Below are 26,576 nucleotides of genomic sequence, written 5' to 3'. Positions count from 1 at the left end.
AAGAATGTCCTTAACGGCGAATGACGTTAAAAAAATCGCTCACCTGGCAAGGTTGGGCATTGCCGAACAAGACGTCGAGCACTATGCAAAAGACCTGTCCGGCATCTTGGATTTGATGACCAAAATGGGCCAACTCGATACCGCCGGCATCGCCCCGATGGCGCATCCCTTGGACCAAACCCAGCGCCTGCGCGCCGACCACGTCACCGAAACCAACCAGCGCGAGCATTTTCAAGCCATCGCCCCGCAAACCGAAGCCGGTCTTTATCTGGTTCCCAAAGTCATCGAGTAAGGACACCCCATGCACAACAAGACTTTAAGCGAGCTGGCGGCCGGCCTGCGCGCCAAACAATTTTCCAGCGTCGAACTAACCCACGCCTTTTTGGCACGGATCAAACAACACCCAGCGCTGAACGCCTTCATCACCATCAGCGAGGAACACGCGTTAGCCCAGGCCGCGGCCGCCGATCAACGCTTGGCCACCGGCGATGCAACCGATTTGACCGGAATTCCGATCGCCCACAAAGACATTTTCTGCACTCTGGGCATTAAAACCAGTTGCGGCTCGAAAATGCTGGACAACTTTGTCGCGCCTTACGATGCCAGCCTCGTCGATAAATTCAACCAGGCCGGGGCAGTGACGCTGGGCAAGTTGAACATGGACGAATTCGCGATGGGCTCGTCCAACGAAACCAGTTTCTACGGCCCGGCGCAAAACCCCTGGAACACCGATTGCGTCGCCGGCGGCTCGTCCGGCGGTTCGGCAGTCGCCGTCGCCGCGCGCTTGGCGCCGGCCGTGACCGGCACCGATACCGGCGGCTCGATTCGTCAGCCGGCGGCGTTTTGCGGCATCACCGGTTTGAAGCCGACTTACGGCCGGGTATCGCGCTACGGCATGATCGCCTACGCCTCCAGTCTGGACCAGGGCGGGCCGATGGCGCGTAGCGCCGAAGACGCCGCGCTATTGCTGCAAACCATGGCCGGTTTCGATAGCAAAGACTCCACCAGCGTCGACCAGTCGGTTCCGAATTACAGCGCCGGCCTGAACGACAGTCTGCAGGGCTTGAAAATCGGCCTGCCCAAACAGTTTTTCAGCAGCCAGCTCGATAACCAAATGGCGGCAACGATTCAGGCCGCGATTGCCGAATACCAAAAACTCGGCGCCACCGTGCAGGAAGTGGATATGCCAAACCTGGAACTGGCGATTCCAGCCTATTACGTGATCGCCTCGGCCGAATGCTCGTCCAACCTGTCGCGTTACGACGGCGTCCGTTTCGGTTACCGCTGCCAAAATCCGGCCGACCTGACCGACCTCTACACTCGCTCGCGCGGCGAAGCCTTCGGTGCCGAAGTCAAACGCCGCATTCTGATGGGCACTTATGCGTTGTCGGCCGGCTATTACGACGCGTATTACCTGAAGGCTCAGCAAGTACGTCGCCTGATTAGCGACGACTTCAAGCGCGCGTTAAGCGAAGTAGACGTGCTAATGGGGCCGGTCACGCCCGGCACCGCCTTCAAAATCGGCGCAAAAACCAGCGACCCGATCCAAATGTATTTGGAAGACATTTACACTATCGCCATCAACCTGGCGGGTTTACCGGCGATGTCGATTCCGGCCGGCTTCATCGGCGGACTGCCGGTCGGTTTACAGGTGATCGGCAATTATTTCAGCGAAGCCAAATTGCTGAACATCGGCCACCGTTACCAGCAAGCGACCGATTGGCATTTGCAAAGTCCCAAAGGCTTCGAATAACCCGGGAGGCTCCATGGCGCCTATCACGCAACTTTCGCAACTGGATTTGAACGGCACGTACAGCTATGCCGATTATATGACTTGGCGGCTGGAGGAAAGCGTCGAGTTGATCAAGGGTAAGATTATGGCGATGTCGCCGGCGCCGAGCAGGAAGCATCAGAGCGTGTCGCTAAATCTATCGGTCAGCTTAGGCAGCTACTTCAAACACAAGCAATGCAATGTCTACGTAGCACCCTTCGACGTCAAACTTTACGACCGGCGTAAATCCCTCCTTCAAGACCGCGACGTATTCAGCGTGGTGCAACCCGATCTGTGCGTGATCTGCGACCGGGAAAAACTGACCGAACAGGGCTGCGACGGCGCCCCGGACTGGATTATCGAAATTTTATCTCCGGGCAACAGCCAACGGGAGTTGCGCCTGAAATACCAGCTGTATCAAGAAAGCGGTGTCACTGAATACTGGATCGTACATCCGTACGAACAAACACTGTACCAGTTCGTCCTCGACGAGCAGGAAAAATACCAGCTGCATGCCATGCACCCCGGCGACGAAATCGCCACGCCGTATTTATTCCCCGACCTGCAAATCGACCTGAACGACGTTTTTGCCGAATAAGTTTTAAAAGGAAAGCACCATGAGCTCAAAATGGGAAGCCGTCATCGGCCTGGAAATCCACACCCAACTCTCTACAAAATCCAAAATCTTTTCCGGCGCCGCCACCGCGTATGGCGCCGAACCCAATACCCAGGCCTGCGCGGTCGATTTGGGTTTGCCCGGCGTTTTGCCGGTGCTGAATGAGGACGCGGTGCGCAAGGCGGTGACCTTCGGTTTGGCCATCGACGCCGAGATTGCCCCGCACTCGATATTCGCCCGCAAAAACTACTTTTATCCTGATTTGCCGAAAGGCTACCAGATCAGCCAGTTCGAACTGCCAATCGTCGGCAACGGCCATCTGGATATCGAAGTCGACGGCGAGACCAAACGCATCGGCATCACCCGCGCCCATTTGGAAGAAGACGCCGGCAAGTCGCTGCACGAAGACTTTCACGGCCTGACCGGCATCGATTTGAACCGCGCCGGCACGCCATTACTGGAAATCGTCTCCGAACCGGACATGCGCTCGGCCAAGGAAGCCGTGGCTTACATGCGCAAACTGCACGAACTGGTGCGCTACCTGGAAATCTGCGACGGCAACATGCAGGAAGGCTCGTTCCGCTGCGACGCCAACGTCTCGGTGCGCCCCAAAGGCCAGAAGGAATTCGGCACCCGCGCTGAAATCAAGAACATCAACTCCTTCCGTTTCGTCGAAAAAGCCATCAATTACGAAATCGAGCGCCATATCGACGTGCTGGAAGGCGGCGGCAAAATCGTGCAGGAAACCCGTCTGTACGACGCCAACAAAGACGAAACCCGTTCGATGCGCAGCAAGGAAGAAGCCAACGACTACCGTTACTTTCCCGATCCCGACTTATTGCCGGTCGTGATCGAAGAATCGTTGAAAGCTGACATTCGCGCCACCTTGCCGGAACTGCCCGACGCAAAAAAACAACGCTTCATTGCCCAATACGGCATGGACGCTGAAAGCGCTGCCACCTTGACCTCGTCGCGCGAACTGGCCGACTTTTACGAACAAGTCGTGGCCGAATCCGGCGAAGCCAAATTGGCGACCAACTGGCTGACCGGCGATGTGCTCGGCGCACTGAACAAGGCCGGCCTGGAAATCGGCGATTGTCCGGTTAGCGCCGAGCGTTTGGCCGGCCTGCTGAAACGTGTCGCCGACAACACCATTTCCGGCAAAACCGCGAAGCAGGTGTTCGACAAACTGTGGAACGGCAGCGAAACCGCCGATGACATCATCGAAAAAGAAGGCTTGAAGCAAATCACCGATACCGGCGCCATCGAAGCCATTGTCGACAGCGTCATCGCCGCCAATCCGGGCCCGGTAGAGCAATATTTGTCCGGCAAAGAAAAAGCGCTGATGGCTCTGGTCGGCCAAATCATGAAGCAGACCCAAGGCAAGGCCAACCCGGCCGAAGTCAACAAAATGTTGATCGCCAAGCTTAAAGGCTAAGCGTAGCGGCCCCCGTTAAGCATGGGGGCCGTAGCACAGTCTCCGCCCTCACTGACCGCTCGCCTAATCCGGCAGCGGTCAGCGGGCCAACCGCTTATTTCGGCGCTTTACCGTACAAGGCGTAGGCGCCGAACCGCATCTGGTGCGCCCTGCCCAGCTTCTCTTTGTTGAAGTCGATCGAGAACTGCTCGGTCAACTTGTCGCCGTCCCAACTATAAGCCTTGAAGTACTGCTCGTTGTCGGCGCCTTTCTTGTCCCAATTCGCCAGCAGCGACGAGGTGTAATACAGACGCTTGCCATCCCAGCTCGACGACACCATGTTGACCTGGGCGCCGATTTTTTGCTCGAACACTTGTTTGGGGTGGAACGGGTCGCTGATGTCGAAGCGGCGGGTCTTGCCGTCCATGAAAGTGTTGACCCACAAGGTCTTGTCGTCGCTGGAGATCGAAATATCCACCGGCAACGGCACCTTGGCCGGTTCGCCGATGTCGGCCACATCCTTGGCTTGCCATTCGCCTTTGTCATCCTGGTAAATCAGCCAGATTTTCGAGGTCAGCGCGGTGCTGGTGAAGCAGTAATTATGCGCTTCGTCCCAGGCGCAACGGATTTCCAGCGGAGCCCCCGGCACGTCGAACACTTTTTTCGGCTGGCGGCTGTGCAAGTCCCATTGCACCACGGTATTGCCGAAACGCTTCATCGCTTCCGGATCGTTCAACATCTTGCCGAAATCCATCATGTAGTTCGACCAGCCGGTAAATGAGGAGGTCAGCATCAAGTTCTTGCGCGGTAAAGCCCTTACGTCGTAGTTGTAGCCGTCGGCGTATTTGCCGGATTTGATCGCACCTTGCAGATTGTCGTCGGTCGGCAGCCAATAGGTGGCGATATAGTCGCCGGCATTGCTGTATTCCACAATCGCGGTGCGGCCGCCGTGGTCTTTGTTATTGGACAGGCCGGTAATGACCATTCGCCCCGGCAAGGCATACAAACTGTGCGGGCCGACCACGCCGCCGCTCTTGGCGACGAAGTCGGTGATGGTTTTGGTCAGCTTAGGCTTGGCAGGATCGGTGGCGACATCGAAGATGAAGATTTTGTTGGTATCCAAGCCGCCGGCCCACAGAAATTTACGGTCGTCGGTAAAGTCGGAATGGTGGGCTTCGTTGCGGCCGCCTACCGACAGACTGGCGACGACTTTGCCGTATTGTTTGGATTTTGGGTTGACGTCGACGGTGACCAGTTTGTCCTGCTCGTCGCCGACGCCTTCCGCACCCAGAGTCCAGATGTAAACGAAATCTTCCTGGCCGGTGATTTTCGCCATGTACGGCGAGGCGCAGGTTTCGTCGGCGCTGACCGACAGACTGGCGCTGCCGAGCAACAGCGCGGCGGTAAAGGTGCTGAGTTTAAAGTTCATGGTGTTCTCTCCCCCGAGAAGGTGTTGTGGTGATATAGGCCGGAATAAGCGTCAACGCTTCCGGCAGAATTTACCTGGGCTGCGCCGAAAGGTTTGCCGGAAACACCTGACGGCTTATTCCGGCCTACCGTTTGAGGCCGCAACATAGGCGATACGCAAGCTGATATCGTTCAATCGGCCGTGGTCGGATCGATCACGGTCTTGATTTCCTCGATCCGATTGGCCGGAAAACCGCCCTGCTCGGCGTGCTCGCGGATCGCCTGCTCGCTGTCGGCGATGTAAATGCAATACACCTTGTCCCCGGTGACATAGCTGTGCAGCCATTGAATGCGCGGCCCCATCTCGCGCAACACGCCGCAGGATTTTTGCGAAATGCCTTGCAGCTCGGCTTGCGTCAACTGGCCGGCGCCGGGAATGTCGCGTTCGATGATGTATTTGGGCATGATGACCTCCTAATAAATGACCGGTCGTCTAATTTGCCGGCGTTAAAAAATGCTGCCGGGTGGGCAGCGGTTGTTTCGATTCGTAGGCTGGGTTGAATGAAATGAAACCCAGCCTACTCACTGTTACATATCATTAAAAAGTTTCTCGGAGATAGTTTTAGCGGAGACACGCCACATTTCATCGATCAACTTCGGATTATCTTCGATCTCTTTTAGAGAAAAACTATTCGACGGATTTCCCAGAGACAACACTTGCTCTCGATCAAGCCATAAAACCTGTCCCGACGAATCGACCAAATTGCATTCAATCGCCAGTATTGGCACCAGCTCTGAACTAAACCCATGAGGCACACTAAAACCATACTGATAAATTCCAATATTTAAGGTTGCGTCATCATGGCTTGCAGTTTCGATAACTTCAAATTTGCCAACTTGCCGTGCAGCTTTAGAGACTTCTTCATAAACGATTTTGTCGATATAAATACCGTTATTTTCAGCAAACCCGAGTAATAAGTCTGCTTCTGATTTATTTGGATTGTTGGCGGCCAATACACCTATAACACCCAAAAAGCCAGCAGAAACCGCCATCTTTGGGCCAAGATAAAACATGTAAGGCGTCTTATTGATGGATTGGTTTACCTTTACTGACCGAATCTTCAGTCTATTTTCAGTTGTAATAGACTGGGTGGAGGCGCAACCAGCAATAACAAAAGTCAGTAGAATCGAAACAATGTAGCGAGACTGATTCATAAAAAATTCCTTTTAAAAAACTAAAAACAAATTGGATCCACCGACATGGCTGTTTTCGGTAAAACAATGTCACTCTCTTCCGCTCCACGCTATTTGAGATGCAGGAAATATTTCATAAAAAGCGCCGTCTTAGCTCCGCCATGACTTGTTCGCCATCCAGCAGCAGCGCCGAATTGGCGTCTATTTCCTTGCAACGCTTTTCAATTTCTTGCCGCCACTCCTCGGAAATCGGAAAGTCGTCTTCACAATCCAGGCTTTCGATCAATATCTCTGCAATATACGCTCTTGCTGCTGGAGCTAGTTTTAGAGTCTCTTCGGTTATCGTCTTCGCATCCATAAATCACTTTCAATTTAGCGCTAGCATGCGATAAGGTAGGAACTCAATCAAGCCCGAAAATAATCATCCAACAAATCCCGACAAACCGCCTGCAGAGGCTCCACCGATTGTTCGACCTTCATCCGCAGCAGCGCCCCCTGCCAGCCGTTCAGCATCAAATCCGCCATACTCTTGGCCGAGCGATCCAGCCGCACCGAACCTTGCTTTTGGCCGCGTTCCAAAGCCGATTGCTGTAAGGCACTGTAACGACCAACGGCATCCAGCAAGGCATCCCGGCACAATGGACTGGTATCGCCGATCTCGCCCATCAAATTACCCAGCAAACAACCGCCCTTGAAACCGGTTTGCGCCACTTCGGCGATCAATCCCAGGTAGTAAGCCTTCAAGGCCGCCAGGCCATCCGTTTCCGGGTTTTGCAAATGGCCGGATAAGCGCAGGATAAACGGCTCGATGTAATGATGTATCGCCTCGGCGGCGAATTGTTCCTTGCTGCCGAAATAGCTGTAAAACGAGCCTTTCGGAATCTGTACCGTGTCCAGGATCTCTTTTAGACCGGTGGCGTGATAGCCTTTTTCCAATAGCAGGCTGACGCCCTGATCGAGCAGCCTGTCTTTTTTGACTTGTTTGGGTGCTGTTTTCGCCATGGGCCGCATTATGCGACCGGTCGTCTAATTTGTAAATCAGTTTTTTCTAATTCTTTAATAAGCCTTATCAGCGCTATCGACTAACGACTCCCGACCAGCCAATTGGCGATTTTTCGGCTTCGTTTTATGTTATGTTGCAGCTTTGTTTCTGCTTACCGATAAACCAGCCACATGAGCATTAAATCAGACCAATGGATTCGCCGCATGTCCGAGCAACACGGCATGATCGAGCCGTTTCAGGCCGGCCAGATTCGCGAATCCGCCCATGGCCGCATTATTTCCTACGGCACCTCCAGCTACGGCTACGACGTCCGCTGCTCCAACGAATTCAAAATCTTCACCAACATCAACTCGACGATCGTCGACCCGAAGGATTTCGACGAAGCCAGCTTCGTTGACGTCAAATCCGACGTCTGCATCATTCCGCCCAATTCGTTCGCGTTGGCGCGCACCGTCGAATATTTCCGGATTCCACGCGACGTGCTGGTGGTGTGTTTGGGTAAATCCACCTATGCCCGCTGCGGCATCATCGTCAACGTGACGCCGCTGGAACCGGAATGGGAAGGCCACGTGACACTGGAATTCTCCAACACTACCCCACTGCCGGCCAAAATCTACGCCAACGAAGGCGTGGCGCAAATGCTGTTTTTCGGCGGCGACGAAATCTGCGAAACCTCGTACAAAGACCGGGGCGGTAAATACCAGGGCCAGACCGGAGTCACCCTACCCAAAGCCTGATCGGCGTCCCGCCGTTTTAACTTCACCTGGGATAACGACATGACGTCTACCAGCACATCTGAAACGCTCGACCGCTACTACCGCCAAGTCAACGACATCATTCTGCAGCGCCAGGACTGGATCAGCGGCCTGCTGCCGGCCAGCACCGCTGTCAATACCCACGGCAATTACACCGATGCCTGGGTCCGCGACAATGTCTATAGCATCCTGGCCGCCTGGGGTTTGGCTTTGGCCTACCGTAAACAGGAAGGCCAACAGGAGCGCACCTATCTGCTGGAACAGAGCGTGGTCAAACTGATGCGCGGCTTGCTGATTGCGATGATGCGTCAGGCGGCCAAGGTCGAAAAATTCAAACATAGCCAAGACCCGCTGGACGCGCTGCACGCCAAGTACAACACCCAAACCGGCGAAGTCGTGGTCGGCGACAGCGAATGGGGCCATCTGCAACTGGACGCCACCTCGCTGTTCTTGTTGATGCTGGCGCAAATGACCGCGTCCGGGCTGCGGATCGTGTTCACCACCGACGAAGTCAACTTCGTGCAGAATCTGGTGCACTACATCAGCCGCGCCTACCGCACGCCGGATTACGGCATTTGGGAGCGCGGCAACAAAATGAACCACGGCATCGCCGAACTCAACGCCAGCTCGATCGGCATGGCCAAAGCGGCGTTGGAGGCCATGTCCGGCTTCAATTTATTCGGCAAGGACGGCGGCCAGACCGCGGTGATCCATGTTATCAGCGACGATATCGCCCGCAGCCGGATCACGCTGGAATCCCTGCTGCCGCGGGAATCGATCTCCAAGGAAGTCGATTCGGCCGTTTTGAGCGTGACCGGTTTCCCCGCCTTTGCCGTCGACAACCCGGAGCTGCGCGCCCGCACCGAGCGCTTGATCGTCGAGAAACTGCAAGGCCGTTACGGCTGCAAACGCTTTCTGCTCGACGGCCACCAAACGGTGATCGAGGACCATCAGCGCCTGCATTACGAACCCAGTGAATTGAAGCAATTCATGGACATCGAATGCGAATGGCCGCTGTTTTTCTGCTACCTGCTACTGAACAAACTGTTTGCCGAAGACAGCGAAGGCGTCGGCGACTACCGGCGTAAACTGGACGATTTGCTGGTGGAACACAACGGCCAGTGGCTGTTGCCGGAGTTGTACATCGTGCCGGAGTCCGCCATCGCCGCCGAAAAACGCCACCCGCACAGCCAAACCCGGATCGCCAACGAGAACGTGCCGCTGGTCTGGGCGCAAAGCCTGTACATCCTCGGTGGCCTGTTGCAGGACGGCTTGATCGGCCTGGACGATATCGACCCGCTGGGCCGTTACAAGACCAACCGGCTGCACGCCGCCGCTACCGTACAGATCGCCTTGTTGGCCGAAGACGACGAGGTGCGCGACGAATTGCGCGCACTGGGCATTCCGGCGCAAACCCTGACCGAAATCGCACCGATTCAGGTCCGCGACGCCAGCGAATTGGCCGCGGCTTACCACCAGGTCGGCCGTAACGACCGGATCGGCCTGACCGGCCGCCCGTTGCGGCAATTGCGCACGCTATCCACCTCCAAATTGTATCTGCTGGCCGGCGAACCTTTGTTGTTCCTGCCGCAATTCATGAACCAGAAAGGGTTCTATCTGGCGATGGACAACCAACTGCTGATCCAGCGCCTGCGCATGGAGCTGACTTACCTAAGTAACCATTGCGACAGCGCCGCGCCGCCGTTGTTGGCGATCAACATTCGCCACAACATGCTGCAAAATGCGGACCGCGAGGTGCTACTGAACTTCATCGCGCAATTGCGCCAAGGCACCCTGGAAGGGGTACGCGCCTCGCTCGGTTTGCTGACCGACTTAGTCGCGTCGGCCGCCCGCGAGCGCATCGGTTACCTGCACGATTTCAAATTCTCCGAGGCCAGTTGGGAAGAAGGCGAGCGGCCGTTCGCCCAGCTCCTGCCCAGCGGCGATGCAACCACACTGCAGGCTGTCGATAACCTGCTGGTGACCGAATGGGAAATCGGCGGCGACGAGCAATTGGTCGATCTTTTGCAGACCAACCCCAACCTGTATGCCCAGTTGGAAGCGTTAAGCCTGTTATGCCAACGCCACGGCCTCGACTTCGACACTGGCCTACGCAATGGCGAAGGTACACCGTGCCGGGTGCGCGACTTGCTGGAGGAAGTCTACGCCCGCGCCGGCGATTGCCATGCCTGGTATCTGGTACGCCGCTGCGCCGGCTTGCTGGAAAAATACGACATCAACCTGGAACAGGCCGCCACCGAGATCCTGGTGCGCCAACACGGCCTGACCGTGGGCCGCGCCTACAGCGGTAAAGCCACCTTGCGGCGGCCGACCGATTCCTGGCAAATCCTGGAAACGATCCGCACCTTCAATCCCGGCGACAGCAGCCAGCAAATCATCATCCAGGAATTGATTCTCTACCTGGGCATGCTGATCAAGCTGAAGCCGGAACTGTTCGCCGACATGCACACCATCCGCGTCGGCCACATCCTGCAATTGATCATCGCCCGCTACAAGCGTTTGCACAGCTCTTCGCTGGATCAGGCCTTCAACGACATACTATCGCTACCGCCGCATCAGGTCGCAACGCTGGTCCGGGAAACGCTGGAAGACTATAACAACAGCGAGAATCAGCTCGGCCAAGTCGAGACCTTGAATTACGAAGGCCCGCAACGCGATCTGGCCGCGGCCCGCTTTCCGGAAGCCATGGACCCGAAAGACCGCGCCGGGGCCGAAGATTGGTATGCCTGGCGCGAACAGCAAGGCAGCGTCGGCCGCGAAAACGAAGCCTTTTTCAGCGGTTTGTGGACTTTGCTGCACCATTGCAAGGGCTTGATGGTCGGCGAGAAATACAACAGCAAGCGCCGTATCGACAGTGAAATGATGCTGGCGCAGATGACCGCCGGGGAACAAACCTTCCGCCTGCATATCAACCATATCCTGAACAAGATTCAGGCGCCGGTGTATCGGCAGTTGAGTGTGGAAGCGTTGCGCGCACTGGCCTCCATCGTCAAGGAGAATCCGGAGCTGTATATCGACGACACGCTGGTCACCGATATTCTGATCGGTCACGCGGTGCGAATCAGTTGGTTGCAACGGCATCCGCAATACCGCGACCACTACGAAGAATGCGTCTCGCTGGCCTGGCAGGCTTTCTACCAATTGCCGCCGCACGCGGTCGCCAACGCGATACTCGACGCCTTGATCCACCTGCTCAACAACGCCAACCCCACTGTGTGAGGACATTATGATTCTAGCCGGCGACATCGGCGGAACCAAAACGGTTCTGGCCTTAATCGAAACCCTGGGCGACGGCTCGTTGAACTGTCTGCGCGAACAAACCTTCGCCAGCGGCGAATTCGCCAGCTTCGACGAGATTCTGGATCTGTTTCTGAACGGTTCCGGCAAGGTGTCAGCCGCCTGTTTCGGCATCGCCGGCCCGGTGTTGAACCAGCGCTGCCAGACCACCAACCTGCCCTGGCTGTTGGACGGCGCCGAGTTGAAGCAACGCCTGGGAACCGAGCGGGTCAAATTGCTCAACGATCTGGAAGCGATGGCGATCGGCATGCTGCATTTGCAGACGCAAGACTTTATCGAACTGAATCCCAACGCCGAAGCCCAAACCGGCAATATCGCCGTGATCGCCGCCGGCACCGGCCTCGGCGAAGCCATTCTGCATTGGGACGGTAACAATTACCACCCGATTGCCACCGAAGGCGGCCATTGCGATTTCGCACCGCAAAACCCGCAACAAGATCGCTTGCTGGCCTATTTGCGGCAAAAGTATCCGGCCCATGTCAGTTGGGAACGGGTCCTGTCCGGTCTCGGCTTCAGCAATATTTACGACTTTCTGGTCGATAGCCGCTACGCCCCACCCTGCCCGGCGATTCCGGCCGCGGCCGATGCCGCCGGCGTCGACCGCAACGCCCTGATTTCGCGGCTGGGCGTGGACGGCGAAGACCCGGTCTGCCGGGAAACCGTGCGCCTATTCGCCGAACTTTACGGCACCGAGGCCGGCAATCTGGCACTGAAAGCCTTCGCCTCGGGCGGCGTGTTCATCGGCGGCGGCATCGGTCCGAAAATCCGCCCGATCCTGGAGTCAGGCGAGTTTCTGCAGGCCTTCGTCGCCAAAGGCCGGTTTCAAGCCATGTTATCCAAAGTGCCGGTCAAACTGGCGTTAAACCCACGCACACCGCTATTGGGAGCCATGCACTACTACGCCGCGGGCTAAGGCCATTGGCGGATGTGACCACTGGTTCCGGCCAAACCCGCCGGTTCGGCCAGGCTTAATCAATTCGTTCATGTTTCAGGTTCACCGGAATTTCGCGCCGCATCCATCCGCCGATATGCCTCCATCAGAGCAGGCCACAAGCCGGCTAATCCAATCGATTGCGGTTCTGCAAGCCGCGCTCGACTCCACAGCCGATGCCATCCTGGTTGTCGATGCCGCCGGGCAGGTCGCGGCGTTTAATCCGCAATTCAAGCGGATTTGGCGGATAGCCGACGACAGCTTGAACGTCGGCGACGCTGCGGAATCGCTGCGTTACATTTTCGGCCAGTTGAAACAAGCCGACGAATTCCTGCGCCGGGTCGACGACATTTACCGCAATTCGAAACAACAGCATTACCAAGAACTGGAACTGAAAGACGGTCGCGTCGTCGAGAGCTATTACCAGCCGCAAATTGCCGACGGCGAAATTCACGGTCGGATATGGAGTTTCCGCGACGTCACCGAGCAAAAAAACTCGCGGCGGCGTCTGGCCCAGCTCAGTTTCGGCATGGACCAGATGCAGGACAGCGCCTACTTGATCGCGGAAGACGCCCACTTTCTGTACGTCAACAACCAGTCTTGCAAAACCCTCGGTTACAGCCACCGCGAATTGTTGCAAATGCGCGTGTTCGACATCGACCCGTTGTTTCCGAAAGCGGTTTGGGGCGAACACTGGCAGGAACTGAAAAGCCGGCGCTCGGTAACGCTGGAGACCTTGCACCAGACCAAACAAGGCGAGATTTTACCGGTGGAAGTGGTCGCCAATTATTTCGAATACGGCAACGTCGGCTACAACCTGGCAATCGTCCGCGACATCCGCGAGCGCAAGCGGGTCGAAGAAGCCTTGCAACAAGCAGCGTTAATTTACCAACACAGCAGCGAGGCCATGCTGCTGGCCGACGCCGAAGACCGCATTCTGACCATCAATCCGGCGTTTTCCGCCATTACCGGCTACGAGTCGGACGAGGTGGTCGGCAAACACATCGGCCTGCTGAACCGCGGCGTTCACAGCGATGCGATGTGGCAAGCAATCCGCAGCGACGGCCATTGGCGCGGTGAATTGTGGGACCAACGCAAAAACGGCGAGACTTTCGCCAAAGCCTTGACCGTAAATACCATATTCGACGCCAACCGCCAGGTCCACCGGCGTATGGCCTTGTTCTCCGATATTACCGAAAAGAAACAGGCCGAAGGCTTGATCTGGCAGCAGGCCAACTTCGACCCACTGACGCAACTGCCCAATCGGCGTATGTTTCACGAGCGCCTGGGCCACGCCATCAAAAAGGCCACGCGTGAACACAGCCGGCTGGCAGTCTTGTTTATCGACCTGGATTTGTTCAAGGAAGTGAACGATACCTTGGGGCACGATATGGGCGACCGTTTGCTGCAAATCGCCGCCCAGCGCATTGTCGCCAGCGTGCGCGAAACCGACACGGTCGCCCGGCTGGGCGGCGACGAATTTACCGTCATCCTCGGCGAGGTCGGCGAACCAAGTAACGTGGAGCGCATCGCGCTGGGCCTGCTGGACCGGATGACCGAATGTTTCGAGCTGGGTAACGAAGTCGCCTACATCTCGACCAGCATAGGCATTGCGTTTTTCCCGGACGACGCCGGCGATCTCAACTCGCTGCTGAAGCATGCCGACCAAGCAATGTACGCGGCCAAACGCCAGGGTCGCAACCAGTACTGTTTTTTCATCCCGGCAATGCAGCAAGCCGCGCAATCCCGGCTGCGTCTGAGCAACGATTTGCGCCATGCCGTGGCCGAGGGCCAATTCTATTTGTGCTACCAACCTATCGTGGAACTCGCCAGCGGCCGGGTCAGCAAAGCGGAAGCCTTGATTCGCTGGCATCATCCGCAACGCGGCGTCGTCAGCCCGTCGGAGTTCATCCCGATTGCCGAGGAAACCGGACTCATCAGCCAAATCGGCAATTGGACCTTTCAACAGGCTGCCAAACAAATTCTCGCCTGGCGGGCTTCGATCGACTCGCGCTTTCAAATCAGCATCAATAAGTCGCCGGTGCAGTTCCGCAACGAGCGCGACAGCCACCGCGACTGGCGGGAACAGTTGCAAGCCTTGAATCTGGCAGGCAACAGCATCGTCGTCGAAATTACCGAGGGCTTGTTGCTGGAAGCCAGCGGCGCCGTCGCCGAACAACTATTAGCCTTTCGCGACGCCGGTATCCAGGTCTCGCTGGACGACTTCGGCACCGGTTATTCGTCCTTGTCGTATTTGAAAAAATTCGATATCGATTACATCAAGATCGACCAAAGCTTCGTTCGCAATCTGGCGGCCGGCTCCGACGATCTGGCGCTGTGCGAGGCCATCATCGTCATGGCCCATAAATTGGGGATCAAGGTGGTCGCGGAAGGTATCGAGACCAGCAACCAACGCGAATTGCTGACAGCCGCCGGTTGCGATTACGGCTAAGGCTATTTGTTTGCCAGACCGCTGCCGGCAGAAGATTTCGAACGTCTGTTAGCCGAGACGCTGGATTGAGAACGACAAATCAGGAGAGGCGTGCGGCAAAACAGCCGCAGCCGGGGATTACCGCCGAACAGACAAGCCCGGCGGCAAAGCGGCTGGCAGCTTAGTGGGCGGCCAGGTAGATTTTCAACATTTCTTTATACAGTTCCAGGGTAGCTTTCAACGATGCGGAACCGTTAGCGTCGCCTTTTTCGATTTCGTCGCGGGCGACTTTCAATTTGTCACCGGCTTTTTGGCGCAAACGCTCGGTTTGCTCGTAACGGAATTCTTTTTGCAACTGGCGCACTTCGCCCAGCGCTTTCAACACTTCGGCTTTGTCGGCGCCCTTGTCCAACAAACCGACCGCTTCCTCGACTTTGGCTACGGTGCCTTCGGCAGCGGCACGCACTTTAGCGTCGCCGGCGCTATTCGCATTGGCGGATGTGGAAACCAACGCAGCGGCAATCACCAAAAATGAAGCCAAGGTTTTTTTAACGATATTCATAAGATTCCTAATCAATTGGTATTTAAGGTGTTTCTAATTACCACACTAAAATTACAATATTATGACTGTATATTTTAATCCGGCTGCTTGTTCAAGCCCTCTCATACTATCATGAATTTTGCAAATATCGGCAAAATCGAAAAACCTTAATACCACAAATATAAAGCGGAATATATTACCCGTCCAATAAACCGCTAATATGTCTGATAAATCCGGTTTCGTTAACGAACGTGATCTCATACATCTTAGTCAAGCCTTGCGCCTGCTCGTCGCTAACGCCCAACACCAGCAACAGGAAGTTTTCCTTGGCAATCTCCAGCCGACGCCGCATCTTGACATATTTGTCGATGAAGGGCCGAAACTCGCCGGATTTGCACTCTATGAACAGCGCAATCCGGCTATTAATTAGAAAAAATATGTCCACTTCATATTTATCTTCATTGGCAAATTGAATATTGAAACTGCGCAGACAGGAAAATAGGCCTTTGCTTTCGTAACAATATTTAAGCAATTTCATAAAAGCGTACCATTCCAACCATTCGCCGTTAAAAAAACCGGCGATTGCCGGAACGGTCTGCAAGGTTAAATACGCCCGCTTTTCATTCTTGTTATAAAAATATTTGGCCAAAAACGAAAATTCGTACAGGTTTCGGCAAAACCCGGTAATGGTTTTAATATCGTTCTGGCTGTGGTTGCTTAAATTCAACACCACCGAGGTATAACTATTACGTTGAGCCTTGCGTATCTTGTCCAGCACCTGCTGTAAAACCGGAAAATTGTCGCCCAGCTCCACCGCAATCTCATCGAAAAACCCTTGGGTATCAAGCGCATCGTGATCGACTTCGACCTGGATATGCTTGCGTTCGAACCATTGGATCACCGGCTTGTACTGCATGCTGTTGGTCATTACCGCAGTGTTATGCAAATCCAGCTCTTCGTCTTTAGGCAAATATTTCGGAGCTTCCGCCGCAGGCGGTATATTCTGCGCCGCCTCCAATTCCCGGTATTTCGCCAATAAGGCGCCGTACTTATCGATTAATTTTTTGATGAATTCGACGCTCTCGTAAATAACCGCCGCCTGTTCGCACACCGGGCATTTCACCGTCTTACCCACGTGTTCCTGAGAAACTTCTCTGAGATAGCCGCAATGGTTGCAGCGCAGAATTGCCATAACTAAACCTTCCTGACGATTTCCATTTATTGCCGGGGCCAAACCGGCATCCAACTAACGCCGCAACTATAGCAACAATGTCGCGAATCGGCCCATTTTCAGAGCAATTGTCGCCTTAACCGCACCGTTTCGCCCAGTCCTGCCAAACCACAAAACCCATCTCATTGATATAAAAAGAAAAACATCGCAACCAAACCTATCAAGCCACCTGGACCGATATTTGCTGCAGTTTCACAAACGGCAGCAAAGCCGGGTTCGGCACATTCCATTACAGGTGATCTATGAGCAAAATCGGCATTTTTTTCGGCACCGACACCGGCAGCACCCGGCTGGTCGCTAAAAAGATATACAGCCTGTTAGGCGAAGAACTGGCGGACAAACCGAAAAACATCAACCGCGCCAGCCCCGAGGACTTGCTGAAATACGACGCGCTGATCCTCGGCACGCCCAGTTACGGCATCGGCGATTTGCCCGGCCTAGCTGCCGGCTGCCAGGAACGCAGCTGGCATGAATTCGTCGGCAATCTGGACGGTCACGGCTTTACCGGCAAACGCGTGGCCCTGTTCGGCCTGGGTCATCAGGAACGCTACGCCTCCCGCTTCGCCAGTTCCTTGATTCAACTGTACCGGGTGTTTTACGGCTACGGCGCCGACATCGTCGGCCGCTGGAGCACCGAAGGTTACCGTTTCGAGCATTCCGACTCCATCATCGACGGCGAGTTTGTCGGGCTGGTACTGGACCAGCGCACCCAAGCCCATTTGACCGACGACCGGCTGCGGCTCTGGCTGGCGCAAATTACACCGCAATTATTGCCGGTCATGGCCGAAGCGGCGTAACGATGGCGATGTACAGTACCGAAGCACAAGACCCGGATTTAACGCCGCTGGCCGACTGCAGCCGTTGCGAATACCGGGACACCTTACTGGCTGACGGCGGCTGCAAACCCGGCGACATCTGCATCCGCGCCCACAGCGGCCGCCAAATCGACCGCTTTCTGAAACGGCACCCCGGTCTGGCCGGCCAGTATATTACCGACGACTTCTGGGAACGCCGCGCCATTGCCGCCCGTTATCTGCCGACCAATATGTTGCGGCCATTATTGAACGATCCTGACGAGGCGGTCCGCCGAGTACTGGCCTACCGGGTACCTTTGGACTGGCTACTGGAGTTGCGCCAGGATAGTGACCGCGAAGTGCGGGTCACGGTCGCCGACCGGCTGCCGGAAACTCAATTGGAATTGATGGCCGACGATCCGGACTATCTGGTGCGGGTTTACGTAGCCAAGCGCTTGCCCAAAGGCCGCCTGTTCCGCTTGGTGGCCGACCCGGACACCGAAGTGCGACGCATCGTCGTCGAACGCATCCCCAGCGTCAGCCTGGGTCTGATGGCCGAAGACAAGGAAACCAACATCCGCCGTATCGTCGCCCAACGTATGGAAATCGAGGACTTGGCCTTGCTCAGCCGCGACCCGGATTGGACCGTCCGTTACGAAGTGGCGTTGCGCGCCGAAGACGACCTGCTCACGCGATTAACGGCAGACCCGGACCCGGAAGTCAGTGAAATCGCCAAAGAACGCATTGCCAGTCAACCCGAACGGCAGACATCCAATGAGCGCTGAATTTCTGGTTGGCCTGACTTACGCCGACCGGCTACGCTTGGCCAGCGAAGCCAGACACGCCGCACTGGGCCGGCTGTTCGAGTCGGACTTGGCGTCGTTGACCTCATTGATGGGACCGATGAGCGACGGCCCGGAATGGCCGGCCGGCGCCGCCTGGCTGGCAGCGCGGCATGGCGCCAATGCCTGCGTGATTTCCGACGGTCTGTCCGACCCGTGGGTGGAACGTTACCGGCCGGAAACCGGCCTGGGCTTGGAAGTCTTCGTCGAAAGCCCAGACTCCGGCATAGGCCACGACAAACCGCTCAACGCCTTGGCGGACAGTTGGCTTTTCCCGCTGACGGCCGAAGTCAGCCATACCCTGGCCGGCCATCCGGTACTTTGCGAAAAGCTGGTGTCCGGCGAACCGCTGTCGCTGGAATTCAATATCGACCATATCAAAGACGGCCGCGGCCGGATCGGTGCGCTGTTGAGTCAGGTTCCCACCGGCACCGCCATCTTGCCCGGCGGCCAAATCAGCTTGATTGCAATCACCTTGCTGACCGGCGCCGAACTGTCCTATTTACGCGGAAAAGGCGCCGCCGCCCGCCGGGAGCTAATGGCCGGCCTGATCGCCGCAGGCAGCGGCCACCTATCGCTGCTACATCGGCCGTCGTTAATCTGAACCGCGAGGTAGTAAAAGTGACTCCATTCGAACAATGGCTGGAACAACGCGGCTTTGCCCCATTTTCCGAGGTAACGGTCAACGGCCGCGGCGAACATGCCCTGATCTTAGCCGCGCGCGAAGGCCGCGGCAACGTGTTGATGCATCTAATCCGTGATCTCGGCGCAGATCTCGGCGTATGCGACGCCTACGGCAACAATGCCCTGTGGGCCGCATGTTTTGCAGAATCCGCCGAGTGCGTCGAGCTACTGCTACAAGCCGGCATCGACATCGACTACCAGAATCCCAGCGGTTCGACCGCGCTGATTTATGCCGCATCCGCCGGCAAACAGCGCATAGTCGCCCAACTGTTGGCTGCCGGCGCCAATTGGCGCTTGACCACCGAGGACGATTTCAGCGCGCTGGATCTGGCCGCCAATCGCCAGTGTTTGCAAATACTGCGCGATATCAGCCGCGGCGGCTTCTCGAACTGATCCGCCGACCGCAATACCCGCTGCAAGCCGGATTATCGAGCCCTCATATCGCGCGGTTCTGCCACCAACTGCAGCGCTCGCCCCCCCCTGCCGCGCTTGTCGTTCCGGCAAACTCGCCCCCTTCACCAGCGGCCGCTCCAATCAGCCTAACCCGGCCTAGAAGGATTTTCCCCAAGCCTTGGCCGGCACTATTTCGGCAAACTAAGGCATATCGCTCATTCTCAGTCAAATCCCACAACAACAGCCAATCGCAACCCAGGATACGTCCTTGCCTTTTATCAGGACAAACACACCAATAAACATAAAAATAATTAAAAATCATACACATAAAACAGACCATATCGGCATTGAGCGCGCCATAACCTAACGGCATAGCTAATGCATAAATTTTTCAGCTACCTGCCTAGGCCTTTAGCAAAGTTCACGCTCCGTTCCTTTATAACCTCTTCAAGAGTTAGCACTATGACTACGATTTTTGCATGTAAGCGGCCGCGAAACCGGGCTTGGCTGGTTTCTCTCAGCGCCTTGGCGGCGTTGACCACAACTTTCAACGCCCATGCTTTGAATGGCGATCTCGGCGGGACCGCCTATCTAAGTTATGACCAAGCAGTCTGGGCGACGCTGAAACCGCTGGAGAGCTTTAAAAATATGGCTTATCGCGAACTCTATGGCGGACAACGCATCCCGACCGCCGACATCGCCGGGCGGCGCTGGGCCTATCCGCAGTTATTTGTCGACAAGAGCGCCCCGGCGCCGTTGCAACCCTGGTGGCAGGCTACCGACGCCGCAATTGCCAACGGCACCTCCAATCCGGCGGCAGTGGCCGAATGGCGAGTACTGGATCCGGCCCAGCAAGTCCCAGCAGCCCAACCCTCCGGCGGCTGGGCCTTGGCGGTCGATTCGCTGGCGGATGGCCTGGACGCCGGTTGGGCGGCAGGGTATCGCCCCAGCGACTTCGACCTAGCCACCGGTACCGGCACCATTGCCCTCGGCGGTTCGTTACGGCTGCATAGCGACTTCAACTCGCCTTCCGGCGTGCTATGGATGCGGGGCCTGACGCTGGAACGTCGCAGCGAAACCGAAAGTTGGTACATCGGCAATAACGCAGGCCCCGCGGCCGGGACTTTTTTCGAGCTGATCGACCCGGTTATCGGCGTAAACCCCGATAACGGCCTGTTGAGCATCGATGCCGATTTCAAATTCGGCGACTCAATGTATTCGCGGATTTTCTTTCAATTAGAAGGCGACACTCGCGTCGTCGGGCATTTTTCGTTGAACCCCCGACTCGATCAAAATCCCGGCGCGCTGGTGCCGGTCCCGGGCGCCGTTTGGTTGTTCTTACCGACGTTGTTGACTCTGTTCGGCATCTCCCGCCGCCAACCCTTGCCTCCGAACGCTGCTTGAATCGCGAAAGCCAGCCTCCCCATACTCAACCATTTCCATCAGGACACCTCGTATGAAATTTTCTTCTGTTAAGCCTGTATTGGCGCTTTGCCTGCTGGCTGTAAGTAGCGGCCCGCAAACGGCCCGCGCGGCGGTCGTTGCCACGGCCACAATCTATTGGGATACCCTCGATGTCCAGCTTATCGATTTATCCGGCGGAATCGATACGCCTCGATTCAATTGGGTCTCGCAAGCCAGCGGCGTCAATACCAGCGCCTTCACCGAACCTGCGGACATCCGTTACGACGACCAATCCGCTACGGATTTCGCCACCCACTTAACCTCCGCCAGCGATAGCGCTAAGGCCAGTAGTCAAGCCGAGCGCACCGCCACGTATCTGCAAGCCCAGTCTCGCAGCGAAGCAATCGGCGGCAATAGCGCGCAAAGTTCCGCCTACGTCCAAGGTGACTTCGAAATGCGCGGCAAAGGTGTCGCAATGATCTCGCTGGATTGGAAAGTCGACATCAGCGGCGTGGATACGATTAATCCCTCGTCCGGCGGCGAGGCTATCATCAATCTGAACGGGTCTTATCTGTCCGACAACTACAACAGCTCAAACGCTACCAATGGCGGTGGTAGCAAGTACGCCACTATCAATGAATACGATGGCACGGGAAGCAAAACCGGGACGTTTCGTTTTACCGTCTCCGGCGACGGCCTGGGTTTGGTAACCGGTAATTTTTCAGCCACGGCATCCGCTCGCACTACGGTTATCAGTTCGGTACCGGTGCCTGCATCGGCATGGTTGTTTGGCAGCGCTTTAATGGCTTCGCTAAGCGCCGTTAAGCGCAAATCGCCGGGCTCGTCGGTGCTCGACGGCACAGCCAATGCTTAACGCCAACTCATCGGCTCGGACGGCCGTTTGCCAGAGGTTCACCCCCATCCGTATTCCAAGGAACAACACTATGAAATTTTTCAGTATCCCCATCATTGCGACGCTATTGTCTCTGAGTCTTGCCGCGACCCCGCATGGCGCGCATGCCGCGGTCGTCGCCAGTTCCACGATAGACTGGAGCAGCTTCAACATTCAGTTGATCGACTTGTCCGACGGCAGCAACGCGCCGGAGTTTCGCTGGACCGCCCAAAACGGTGCCGTCACGTCCTGGGCGTTTGCGTGGACCGATCCGCCTAGCGACGATTACCCGAAACAAAATTTTTCGGCCGCGGATTTTTCCAGCCAGCTCACGACCGATACCGTCACCACGCTCTCGCAAAGCCGCACCACCCGAACTGCCGGCTTGCTCGAAAGCCATTCGCAAAGCGCAACCGACAACTTTACCAACGGCTCCGCGAGCGCCGGTAACGACGGCAGTTTCGAATTGAACGGCAACGGATTGGCTATATTGACTCTGGACTGGCAGCAATCGGTCAGCGGCGGCGGCGAAGGCGATATTTACAACTGGGCGAACGCGACCACCAATATTTATGCCAGCTATAGCGATACGGACGGCGCGGGAGCCAACAAGACCGTCTTTGTGTCGACCAATACCTACGATGCGGTACCGCAAGACCGCAACGGCAGCTTCATCTTTGTCATTTCCGGCGACGGCGAGCATTTGGTCTCCGGCACATTCGGGGCAACCGCCTCCACCCGCACCATGATCAGCCGTCCCGGAGACTCCGGCCCGATCAACCCGGTCCCGCTGCCGGCTTCCGCGTGGCTATTCGGCAGCGCTCTGCTGGGTGGATTGCGCACCAGGCGCTGTCGGCCGGGGAATCGATAAGCGCACTTCGCCGCACATCCCCCTGATTCGGCCCGGTCTGGCCAAGGTTTACCCGACCGGGCTTTGCCAGGTGTCGCTCGCCTCGACGCTGTGCCCAACCCGAGGCGGCAAATCGGTTGCCGCGAACCCTGGTCATCCCAAACAGGTTAACGATTCAAATCAAGATCGGTCACCGAAAGTAGCCACGTTGGCGCATGCGCGACCCCGTGCCGCCCGGCTACGATTGCCTGGTCATTCATGCCGAGATTCCGGCGAAGCCGACCCACAGCGGACTGGCATAAAACTTTCAGGCCGCGCCGCAGTTTACAGCGCAGAAACTTGCGCGGCGCGCGTTCCGTGCCAGACTATCGCCATTGAGACAGCTTTCCGATGGCAGCCCGCTATGAATACGAGTCCCGCTAAGATTTTGATCGTCGACGACGAAGCCAACGTCCTTAAAGCCTTGGTGCGCTTACTCAAGGCCTACGACACGGTCACGGCCGAAACTGCCGATGAAGCGTTGCAGATTGCGCGGCAGCAGCATTTCGATCTGGTGATTTCCGATTACCGGATGCCCGGCGTCAACGGCATCGATTTCCTGATTTTGTTCAAACGTCTGCAGCCGGACGCCGTTAGGGTGGTCCTGACCGGTTTTGCCGATCTGGAAGGTGCACAACATGCCATCAACGAAGCGGAAGTGTTCCGTTTCATCAACAAGCCTTGGAGCAATGTGGAAATCGTCCATGTGGTCGAGAGCGGCTTGGCGCACAAACGCATGCAACTGGAGAACCGCGCGCTGGCGGACCAGGTGCGGGCTCAGCAAAAACTGTTGGACGAGAAGGATGCGCTGATTCGCGCGCTGGAAGCCGAGGAACCGGGGATTACCAAAGTCAACTGGGCTGCGGACGGTTCGATTATCCTGGACGACACCGATCTGGAGTGATCACGGCCGGATTCAGCGCTAGCCGCCCTGCCCCAGTCTAACCCGCAACACCAGATTCTTACCGTGCTTGCGCAGACCGAGGATGTCTTCGACATGTTTCTCGGTCAGGATTTGGTCTTTCAGATACAGCACGTCGTTGCAGAGCACTTCGGCCGCTTCCATGCCGGCTTGCAATTGGGTCCAGGAAATTTCGATGACCGGCCGCTCGTCGTGAGTACTGGTTTCGTCCAATAGCGCCAGAAAAGCGTCGACCACCTGCGGATCGTAATGGCTGCCTTTTTTCGATTGCAAGCGCTGTTTGACTTGGTCGGTGCTCATTGTGCTGCCGGTGATAGTGCCGTCAAGCATCGAGATGTATTCGCGAATCACCGTCAGAATCCGGCTGCCTAGCGGTATCGCCGCGCCGGACAGACCGGCCGGATATCCTGAACCGTCGTAATATTCGTACTGGTGACTGACCAGTTCCGCCGCCTGCTGCAACGGCTCGATGCCGGCCAACAAGTGAGAGCCTTCCAGAGCATGGTTCAAATAGCGTTTGCGCTGCTGGCTGTTCATCGCAAAATGCGACATCGTCAGCAGACTATCCGGCAAGCTCATTTTGCCGATTTGCAGCAGTAGCCCGGCAAACACCACGTTTCTGACCTCTGCCGGCGGCATGCCCAGGCGTTGGGCGACGTCTTTGGCGTGTTCGGCGATGTATTTGGCATGACCGCTCTTGATACCGGGGCGCATTTCGATGATCTTGGCAAACGCTTTAACCGACTCGTGGTATTGCCGTTTCAACGATTCGTTGGCCTGTTCGATCACCTGCAGCGATTTCTTCAGCTGCTCGGTCCGCTTCTCGACTTTTTCCTCCAGGCTGGCATTGAGATCCTTCAGCTCCCGGTTCTGGCGTTCGACGATCGCGAACAGGCGCAGGCGCTCCTCGCGCAAGCGCTTTTGCTCCAAGGCGTTGTTCACCAGGATTTTCAGTTCGTTGTCTTCCCACGGCTTGCTGCAATAGCTATAAATCCTGCCGTTGTTGACCGCAGCGATGGTCGATTCGATATCGGCATAACCGGTCAGCAGAATCCGCACCGTGTCCGGATAGCTTGCGGCGGCCCGGCTCAAAAATTCGGCGCCGTCCATTTGCGGCATGCGCATATCGGAAATGATCAAATCGATCGGCTGCGACTGCAGAGTCTCCAGGCCGGCAGCACCGCTTTCGGCCAAGTGCACGCTGTATTCCGCCGAGCGGAACAACCGCTTCAAGGCTTTCAGCACATTCGGCTCGTCGTCGACGAACAATAGTTGCGCGGCTGTAGCTGGGCTTGTCTCGTTCATGGCAATTTAGGCGCTAAGGTGGCGGGTTGCAGCGGCAGGAAAATCCGGAAAACCGTGCCTTGGCCCTGAACCGAATCGACCTGGATTTCGCCCTGGTGGTCTTTGATAATTTTATAGGACAGCGATAAGCCGAGACCGGTACCTTTCCCGACCGGCTTGGTGGTAAAAAACGGATCGAAGATTTTGGCTTTGACTTCGTCACTCATGCCGCTGCCGGTATCGGCGATTTCGACGAACACCCAATCGGCATCGCGATAACCGGTGCGAATGGTGATTTTGCCGAAATCCGCAATGGCCTGAGCGGCGTTGACCAGCAGATTCATAAACACTTGGTTAAGCTGAGCGCCGACACAGAGAAACGGTTTGACCCCGCCGTAATCTTTAACCACGGCCGCTTTGTATTTCAGTTCGTTGTTGACGATATTCAAGGTAGCGTCCAAACCGGCCTCCAGGTCGAATATGGCCTGATTCTGCCGGTCGATCCGGGAGAAATCGCGTAAATCCTGGACGATGTTTTTAGCACGGGTCGCGCCCTCCAACGATTCTTTAACCAAATCGCCGGCATCGGTTTTGATGAAATCCAGATCGACCCGGCTTTTAAAGGCGCGAAATTCGGCCGCGACCGGATGGTTCTCGGGCAGATTGCCGGCCAAGCGCTCGGCCAGAGTGGCCGCAGACGCCAACTCGTCGATGTAATTTTTCAACGTATTCAGGTTGGAATAAATATAGCCGAGCGGATTGTTGATTTCGTGCGCGACGCCGGCTGCCAATTGGCCTATCGATGCCATTTTTTCGGCTTGGACCAAATGCGACTGCGCTTCCTGCAATTGCAGGTTGAGCTGGATCAGCCGGTTCTTATCCTGCTCCAGGGTTTGGTTGGCGACGGTCAGTTCCAGGGTCCGCTCGGCGACTTGCTCCTCCAGTTGGTGGTTGAGTTTGGCCAGCGCGGCTTCGGCTTTTTTGCGCAGGGTGATATCCATACCGCAACCCATCAAACCGGCAAACTCGCCGTTACGGCGCACGCGGGGGGCGGTAGTCTCCAAAATCCAGCTCACTTTGCCGCCATCACCCAGCAAACGGTATTCGATCTTGAGCTTGGTTTTTTCGCCTGCCGCCTTGCTGTACGCCGCCATGACCTGCTCCCGATCTTCGGGGTGGATCACGTTCATCCATTGTTGTTTCTCTAGCCTGCCGCTGTGCAAACCGAAGGTTTTGAACCAGAAGCGGTTGCAAAATATCGGCATGTGTTTGGCGTTGGTAATCCAAATCAGAGCCGGCAAATTATCGGCCAAATCCTTGAAGCGCTCCTCGCTCTCGCGCAGGGCCGAATACAGATTACTGTGCAGCACGCCGAGATGTTCGTGGCGGTCGATTTCGATCCGGGCGGCATCGACGCCTTTGCTCAAACTGATACCCATCAGTTTATCGGTCTTCAAAATATGATGGCAGAGCCAATCGACCAAAAAGTCCAACAAATCCCCGGAAATCGCCGACCGGTCGCGCTCCGCGTCCAGCTGTACACTCCGGATTTTGTCGACGAACTCGCGATGCTCCTCGCTGTGTTTGGCAAACAGCTCCGGGTTGAAATTGGCGGCCGCCATCAGTTCTTCTTCATGGCGGAAATGATAGGCCGTGTAATCCGCCAGATCGCCGACCGTGGCGACTAAAACATCGCTATCGCCGCCTACCGCCACCAGTTCGTCCAGTTTGTTGATCAACTCCACCAGCTTCTGATGTTGGCGGTCGACGCTGTCCAGGCCGACGAGTAACTGATCGTTCCAAGTCAAAATGCTCATGTGCGCGAGTCCGCATTCGGATAACAGACTCGGATATTAC

General features: G+C 56.3%; 25 protein-coding genes. 16 read left to right on the top strand and 9 right to left on the bottom strand.

Features of this window, described 5'->3' with window-relative positions; genetic code table 11:
* Positions 1–4: 4 nt before the first annotated feature.
* From gatC to gatB, 4 genes are read left to right on the top strand one after another with little or no spacing between them, the layout of a single operon-like run.
* Positions 5–292 carry an Asp-tRNA(Asn)/Glu-tRNA(Gln) amidotransferase subunit GatC gene (gene gatC / locus PL263_RS17745; protein WP_140912483.1) on the top strand — a complete coding sequence of 96 codons (288 nt, stop codon included), beginning with the start codon at positions 5–7 and terminating at the stop codon, positions 290–292.
* Between the two features lie 9 nt (positions 293–301).
* Entirely contained in the window at positions 302–1,753 is a 1,452-nt protein-coding gene (gatA, locus tag PL263_RS17740; RefSeq protein ID WP_278210613.1) for an Asp-tRNA(Asn)/Glu-tRNA(Gln) amidotransferase subunit GatA, read from the top strand.
* 13 nt (positions 1,754–1,766) lie between these two features.
* Positions 1,767–2,369 (top strand): Uma2 family endonuclease, encoded by a 603-nt coding sequence (locus PL263_RS17735; protein WP_278210611.1) that lies wholly within the window; start codon positions 1,767–1,769, stop codon positions 2,367–2,369.
* Positions 2,370–2,388: 19 nt separating this feature from the next.
* On the top strand, positions 2,389–3,825 hold the full coding sequence (gene gatB, locus PL263_RS17730) for an Asp-tRNA(Asn)/Glu-tRNA(Gln) amidotransferase subunit GatB (RefSeq protein ID WP_278210609.1): 1,437 nt from the start codon (positions 2,389–2,391) through the stop codon (positions 3,823–3,825).
* A gap of 94 nt (positions 3,826–3,919) precedes the next feature.
* Here the strand turns inward: gatB and PL263_RS17725 are convergent, their stop codons facing one another.
* The 5 genes from PL263_RS17725 to PL263_RS17705 form a co-directional block, all read right to left on the bottom strand.
* Positions 3,920–5,233 (bottom strand): selenium-binding protein SBP56-related protein, encoded by a 1,314-nt coding sequence (locus PL263_RS17725; protein ID WP_278210608.1) that lies wholly within the window; start codon positions 5,231–5,233, stop codon positions 3,920–3,922.
* 170 nt (positions 5,234–5,403) lie between these two features.
* Positions 5,404–5,676 (bottom strand): DUF4242 domain-containing protein, encoded by a 273-nt coding sequence (locus PL263_RS17720; RefSeq protein ID WP_278210606.1) that lies wholly within the window; start codon positions 5,674–5,676, stop codon positions 5,404–5,406.
* A 123-nt stretch (positions 5,677–5,799) separates the two neighbouring features.
* Entirely contained in the window at positions 5,800–6,426 is a 627-nt protein-coding gene (locus tag PL263_RS17715) for a hypothetical protein (RefSeq protein ID WP_278210604.1), read from the bottom strand.
* Positions 6,427–6,538: 112 nt separating this feature from the next.
* The gene (locus PL263_RS17710; protein ID WP_278210603.1) at positions 6,539–6,763 is read right to left on the bottom strand and encodes an addiction module protein; all 225 of its coding nucleotides are present in this window, start codon (positions 6,761–6,763) and stop codon (positions 6,539–6,541) included.
* Positions 6,764–6,810: 47 nt separating this feature from the next.
* Positions 6,811–7,407 carry a TetR/AcrR family transcriptional regulator gene (locus tag PL263_RS17705; protein WP_278210601.1) on the bottom strand — a complete coding sequence of 199 codons (597 nt, stop codon included), beginning with the start codon at positions 7,405–7,407 and terminating at the stop codon, positions 6,811–6,813.
* 171 nt (positions 7,408–7,578) lie between these two features.
* On the opposite strand from PL263_RS17705, the gene dcd reads away from it, so the two are divergent.
* The 4 genes from dcd (at position 7,579) to PL263_RS17685 (ending at position 14,864) form a co-directional block, all read left to right on the top strand.
* Positions 7,579–8,145 carry a dCTP deaminase gene (dcd, locus tag PL263_RS17700; RefSeq protein ID WP_278210600.1) on the top strand — a complete coding sequence of 189 codons (567 nt, stop codon included), beginning with the start codon at positions 7,579–7,581 and terminating at the stop codon, positions 8,143–8,145.
* 39 nt (positions 8,146–8,184) lie between these two features.
* Complete coding sequence (locus tag PL263_RS17695) at positions 8,185–11,403, top strand: glycoside hydrolase family 15 protein (protein WP_278210598.1); 3,219 nt, start codon at positions 8,185–8,187, stop codon at positions 11,401–11,403.
* Between the two features lie 7 nt (positions 11,404–11,410).
* Positions 11,411–12,394: a glucokinase gene (glk, locus tag PL263_RS17690; RefSeq protein ID WP_278210597.1), complete on the top strand. Its 984-nt coding sequence runs from the start codon at positions 11,411–11,413 to the stop codon at positions 12,392–12,394.
* A gap of 115 nt (positions 12,395–12,509) precedes the next feature.
* Entirely contained in the window at positions 12,510–14,864 is a 2,355-nt protein-coding gene (locus PL263_RS17685; protein WP_278210596.1) for an EAL domain-containing protein, read from the top strand.
* A gap of 160 nt (positions 14,865–15,024) precedes the next feature.
* Here the strand turns inward: PL263_RS17685 and PL263_RS17680 are convergent, their stop codons facing one another.
* Together PL263_RS17680 and PL263_RS17675 are read right to left on the bottom strand one after the other, a co-directional pair.
* Entirely contained in the window at positions 15,025–15,405 is a 381-nt protein-coding gene (locus PL263_RS17680) for a hypothetical protein (protein ID WP_140912496.1), read from the bottom strand.
* 175 nt (positions 15,406–15,580) lie between these two features.
* A complete protein-coding gene (locus tag PL263_RS17675; RefSeq protein WP_278210595.1) occupies positions 15,581–16,576 on the bottom strand; it encodes a hypothetical protein in 996 nt (331 codons plus the stop codon).
* 281 nt (positions 16,577–16,857) lie between these two features.
* Between PL263_RS17675 and PL263_RS17670 the strand changes: the two genes are divergently transcribed.
* The 8 genes from PL263_RS17670 to PL263_RS17635 all read left to right on the top strand — a co-directional run bounded on the left by PL263_RS17670 (position 16,858) and on the right by PL263_RS17635 (position 23,417).
* On the top strand, positions 16,858–17,412 hold the full coding sequence (locus tag PL263_RS17670; protein WP_278210594.1) for a flavodoxin: 555 nt from the start codon (positions 16,858–16,860) through the stop codon (positions 17,410–17,412).
* 8 nt (positions 17,413–17,420) lie between these two features.
* Complete coding sequence (locus PL263_RS17665; protein WP_347568954.1) at positions 17,421–18,194, top strand: 4Fe4S-binding leucine-rich repeat protein; 774 nt, start codon at positions 17,421–17,423, stop codon at positions 18,192–18,194.
* On the top strand, positions 18,184–18,855 hold the full coding sequence (locus PL263_RS17660) for a hypothetical protein (protein ID WP_278210592.1): 672 nt from the start codon (positions 18,184–18,186) through the stop codon (positions 18,853–18,855). Before PL263_RS17665 ends, PL263_RS17660 begins: the two co-directional genes overlap by 11 nt.
* Before the next feature lie 17 nt (positions 18,856–18,872).
* Positions 18,873–19,328 (top strand): ankyrin repeat domain-containing protein, encoded by a 456-nt coding sequence (locus PL263_RS17655; protein WP_278210591.1) that lies wholly within the window; start codon positions 18,873–18,875, stop codon positions 19,326–19,328.
* 462 nt (positions 19,329–19,790) lie between these two features.
* Entirely contained in the window at positions 19,791–20,732 is a 942-nt protein-coding gene (locus PL263_RS17650; protein ID WP_278210590.1) for a hypothetical protein, read from the top strand.
* Positions 20,733–20,784: 52 nt separating this feature from the next.
* Entirely contained in the window at positions 20,785–21,606 is an 822-nt protein-coding gene (locus PL263_RS17645) for a hypothetical protein (RefSeq protein ID WP_278210589.1), read from the top strand.
* Between the two features lie 70 nt (positions 21,607–21,676).
* Positions 21,677–22,495: a VPLPA-CTERM sorting domain-containing protein gene (locus tag PL263_RS17640; RefSeq protein WP_278210588.1), complete on the top strand. Its 819-nt coding sequence runs from the start codon at positions 21,677–21,679 to the stop codon at positions 22,493–22,495.
* A 382-nt stretch (positions 22,496–22,877) separates the two neighbouring features.
* Positions 22,878–23,417 (top strand): response regulator, encoded by a 540-nt coding sequence (locus PL263_RS17635; RefSeq protein WP_278210587.1) that lies wholly within the window; start codon positions 22,878–22,880, stop codon positions 23,415–23,417.
* Positions 23,418–23,435: 18 nt separating this feature from the next.
* Here PL263_RS17635 and PL263_RS17630 read toward each other — a convergent pair whose 3' ends face one another.
* Entirely contained in the window at positions 23,436–24,740 is a 1,305-nt protein-coding gene (locus tag PL263_RS17630) for an HD domain-containing phosphohydrolase (RefSeq protein ID WP_278210586.1), read from the bottom strand.
* Complete coding sequence (locus PL263_RS17625) at positions 24,737–26,536, bottom strand: bacteriohemerythrin (protein ID WP_278210585.1); 1,800 nt, start codon at positions 26,534–26,536, stop codon at positions 24,737–24,739. The genes PL263_RS17630 and PL263_RS17625 overlap by 4 nt, the downstream gene beginning before the upstream one ends.
* Positions 26,537–26,576 lie beyond the last annotated feature (40 nt).

Origin of the sequence: Methylomonas sp. EFPC3, from assembly GCF_029643245.1 — a bacterium.
GTDB lineage: Bacteria > Pseudomonadota > Gammaproteobacteria > Methylococcales > Methylomonadaceae > Methylomonas > Methylomonas koyamae_B.
This window is presented reverse-complemented; position numbering and strand designations above follow the sequence as displayed.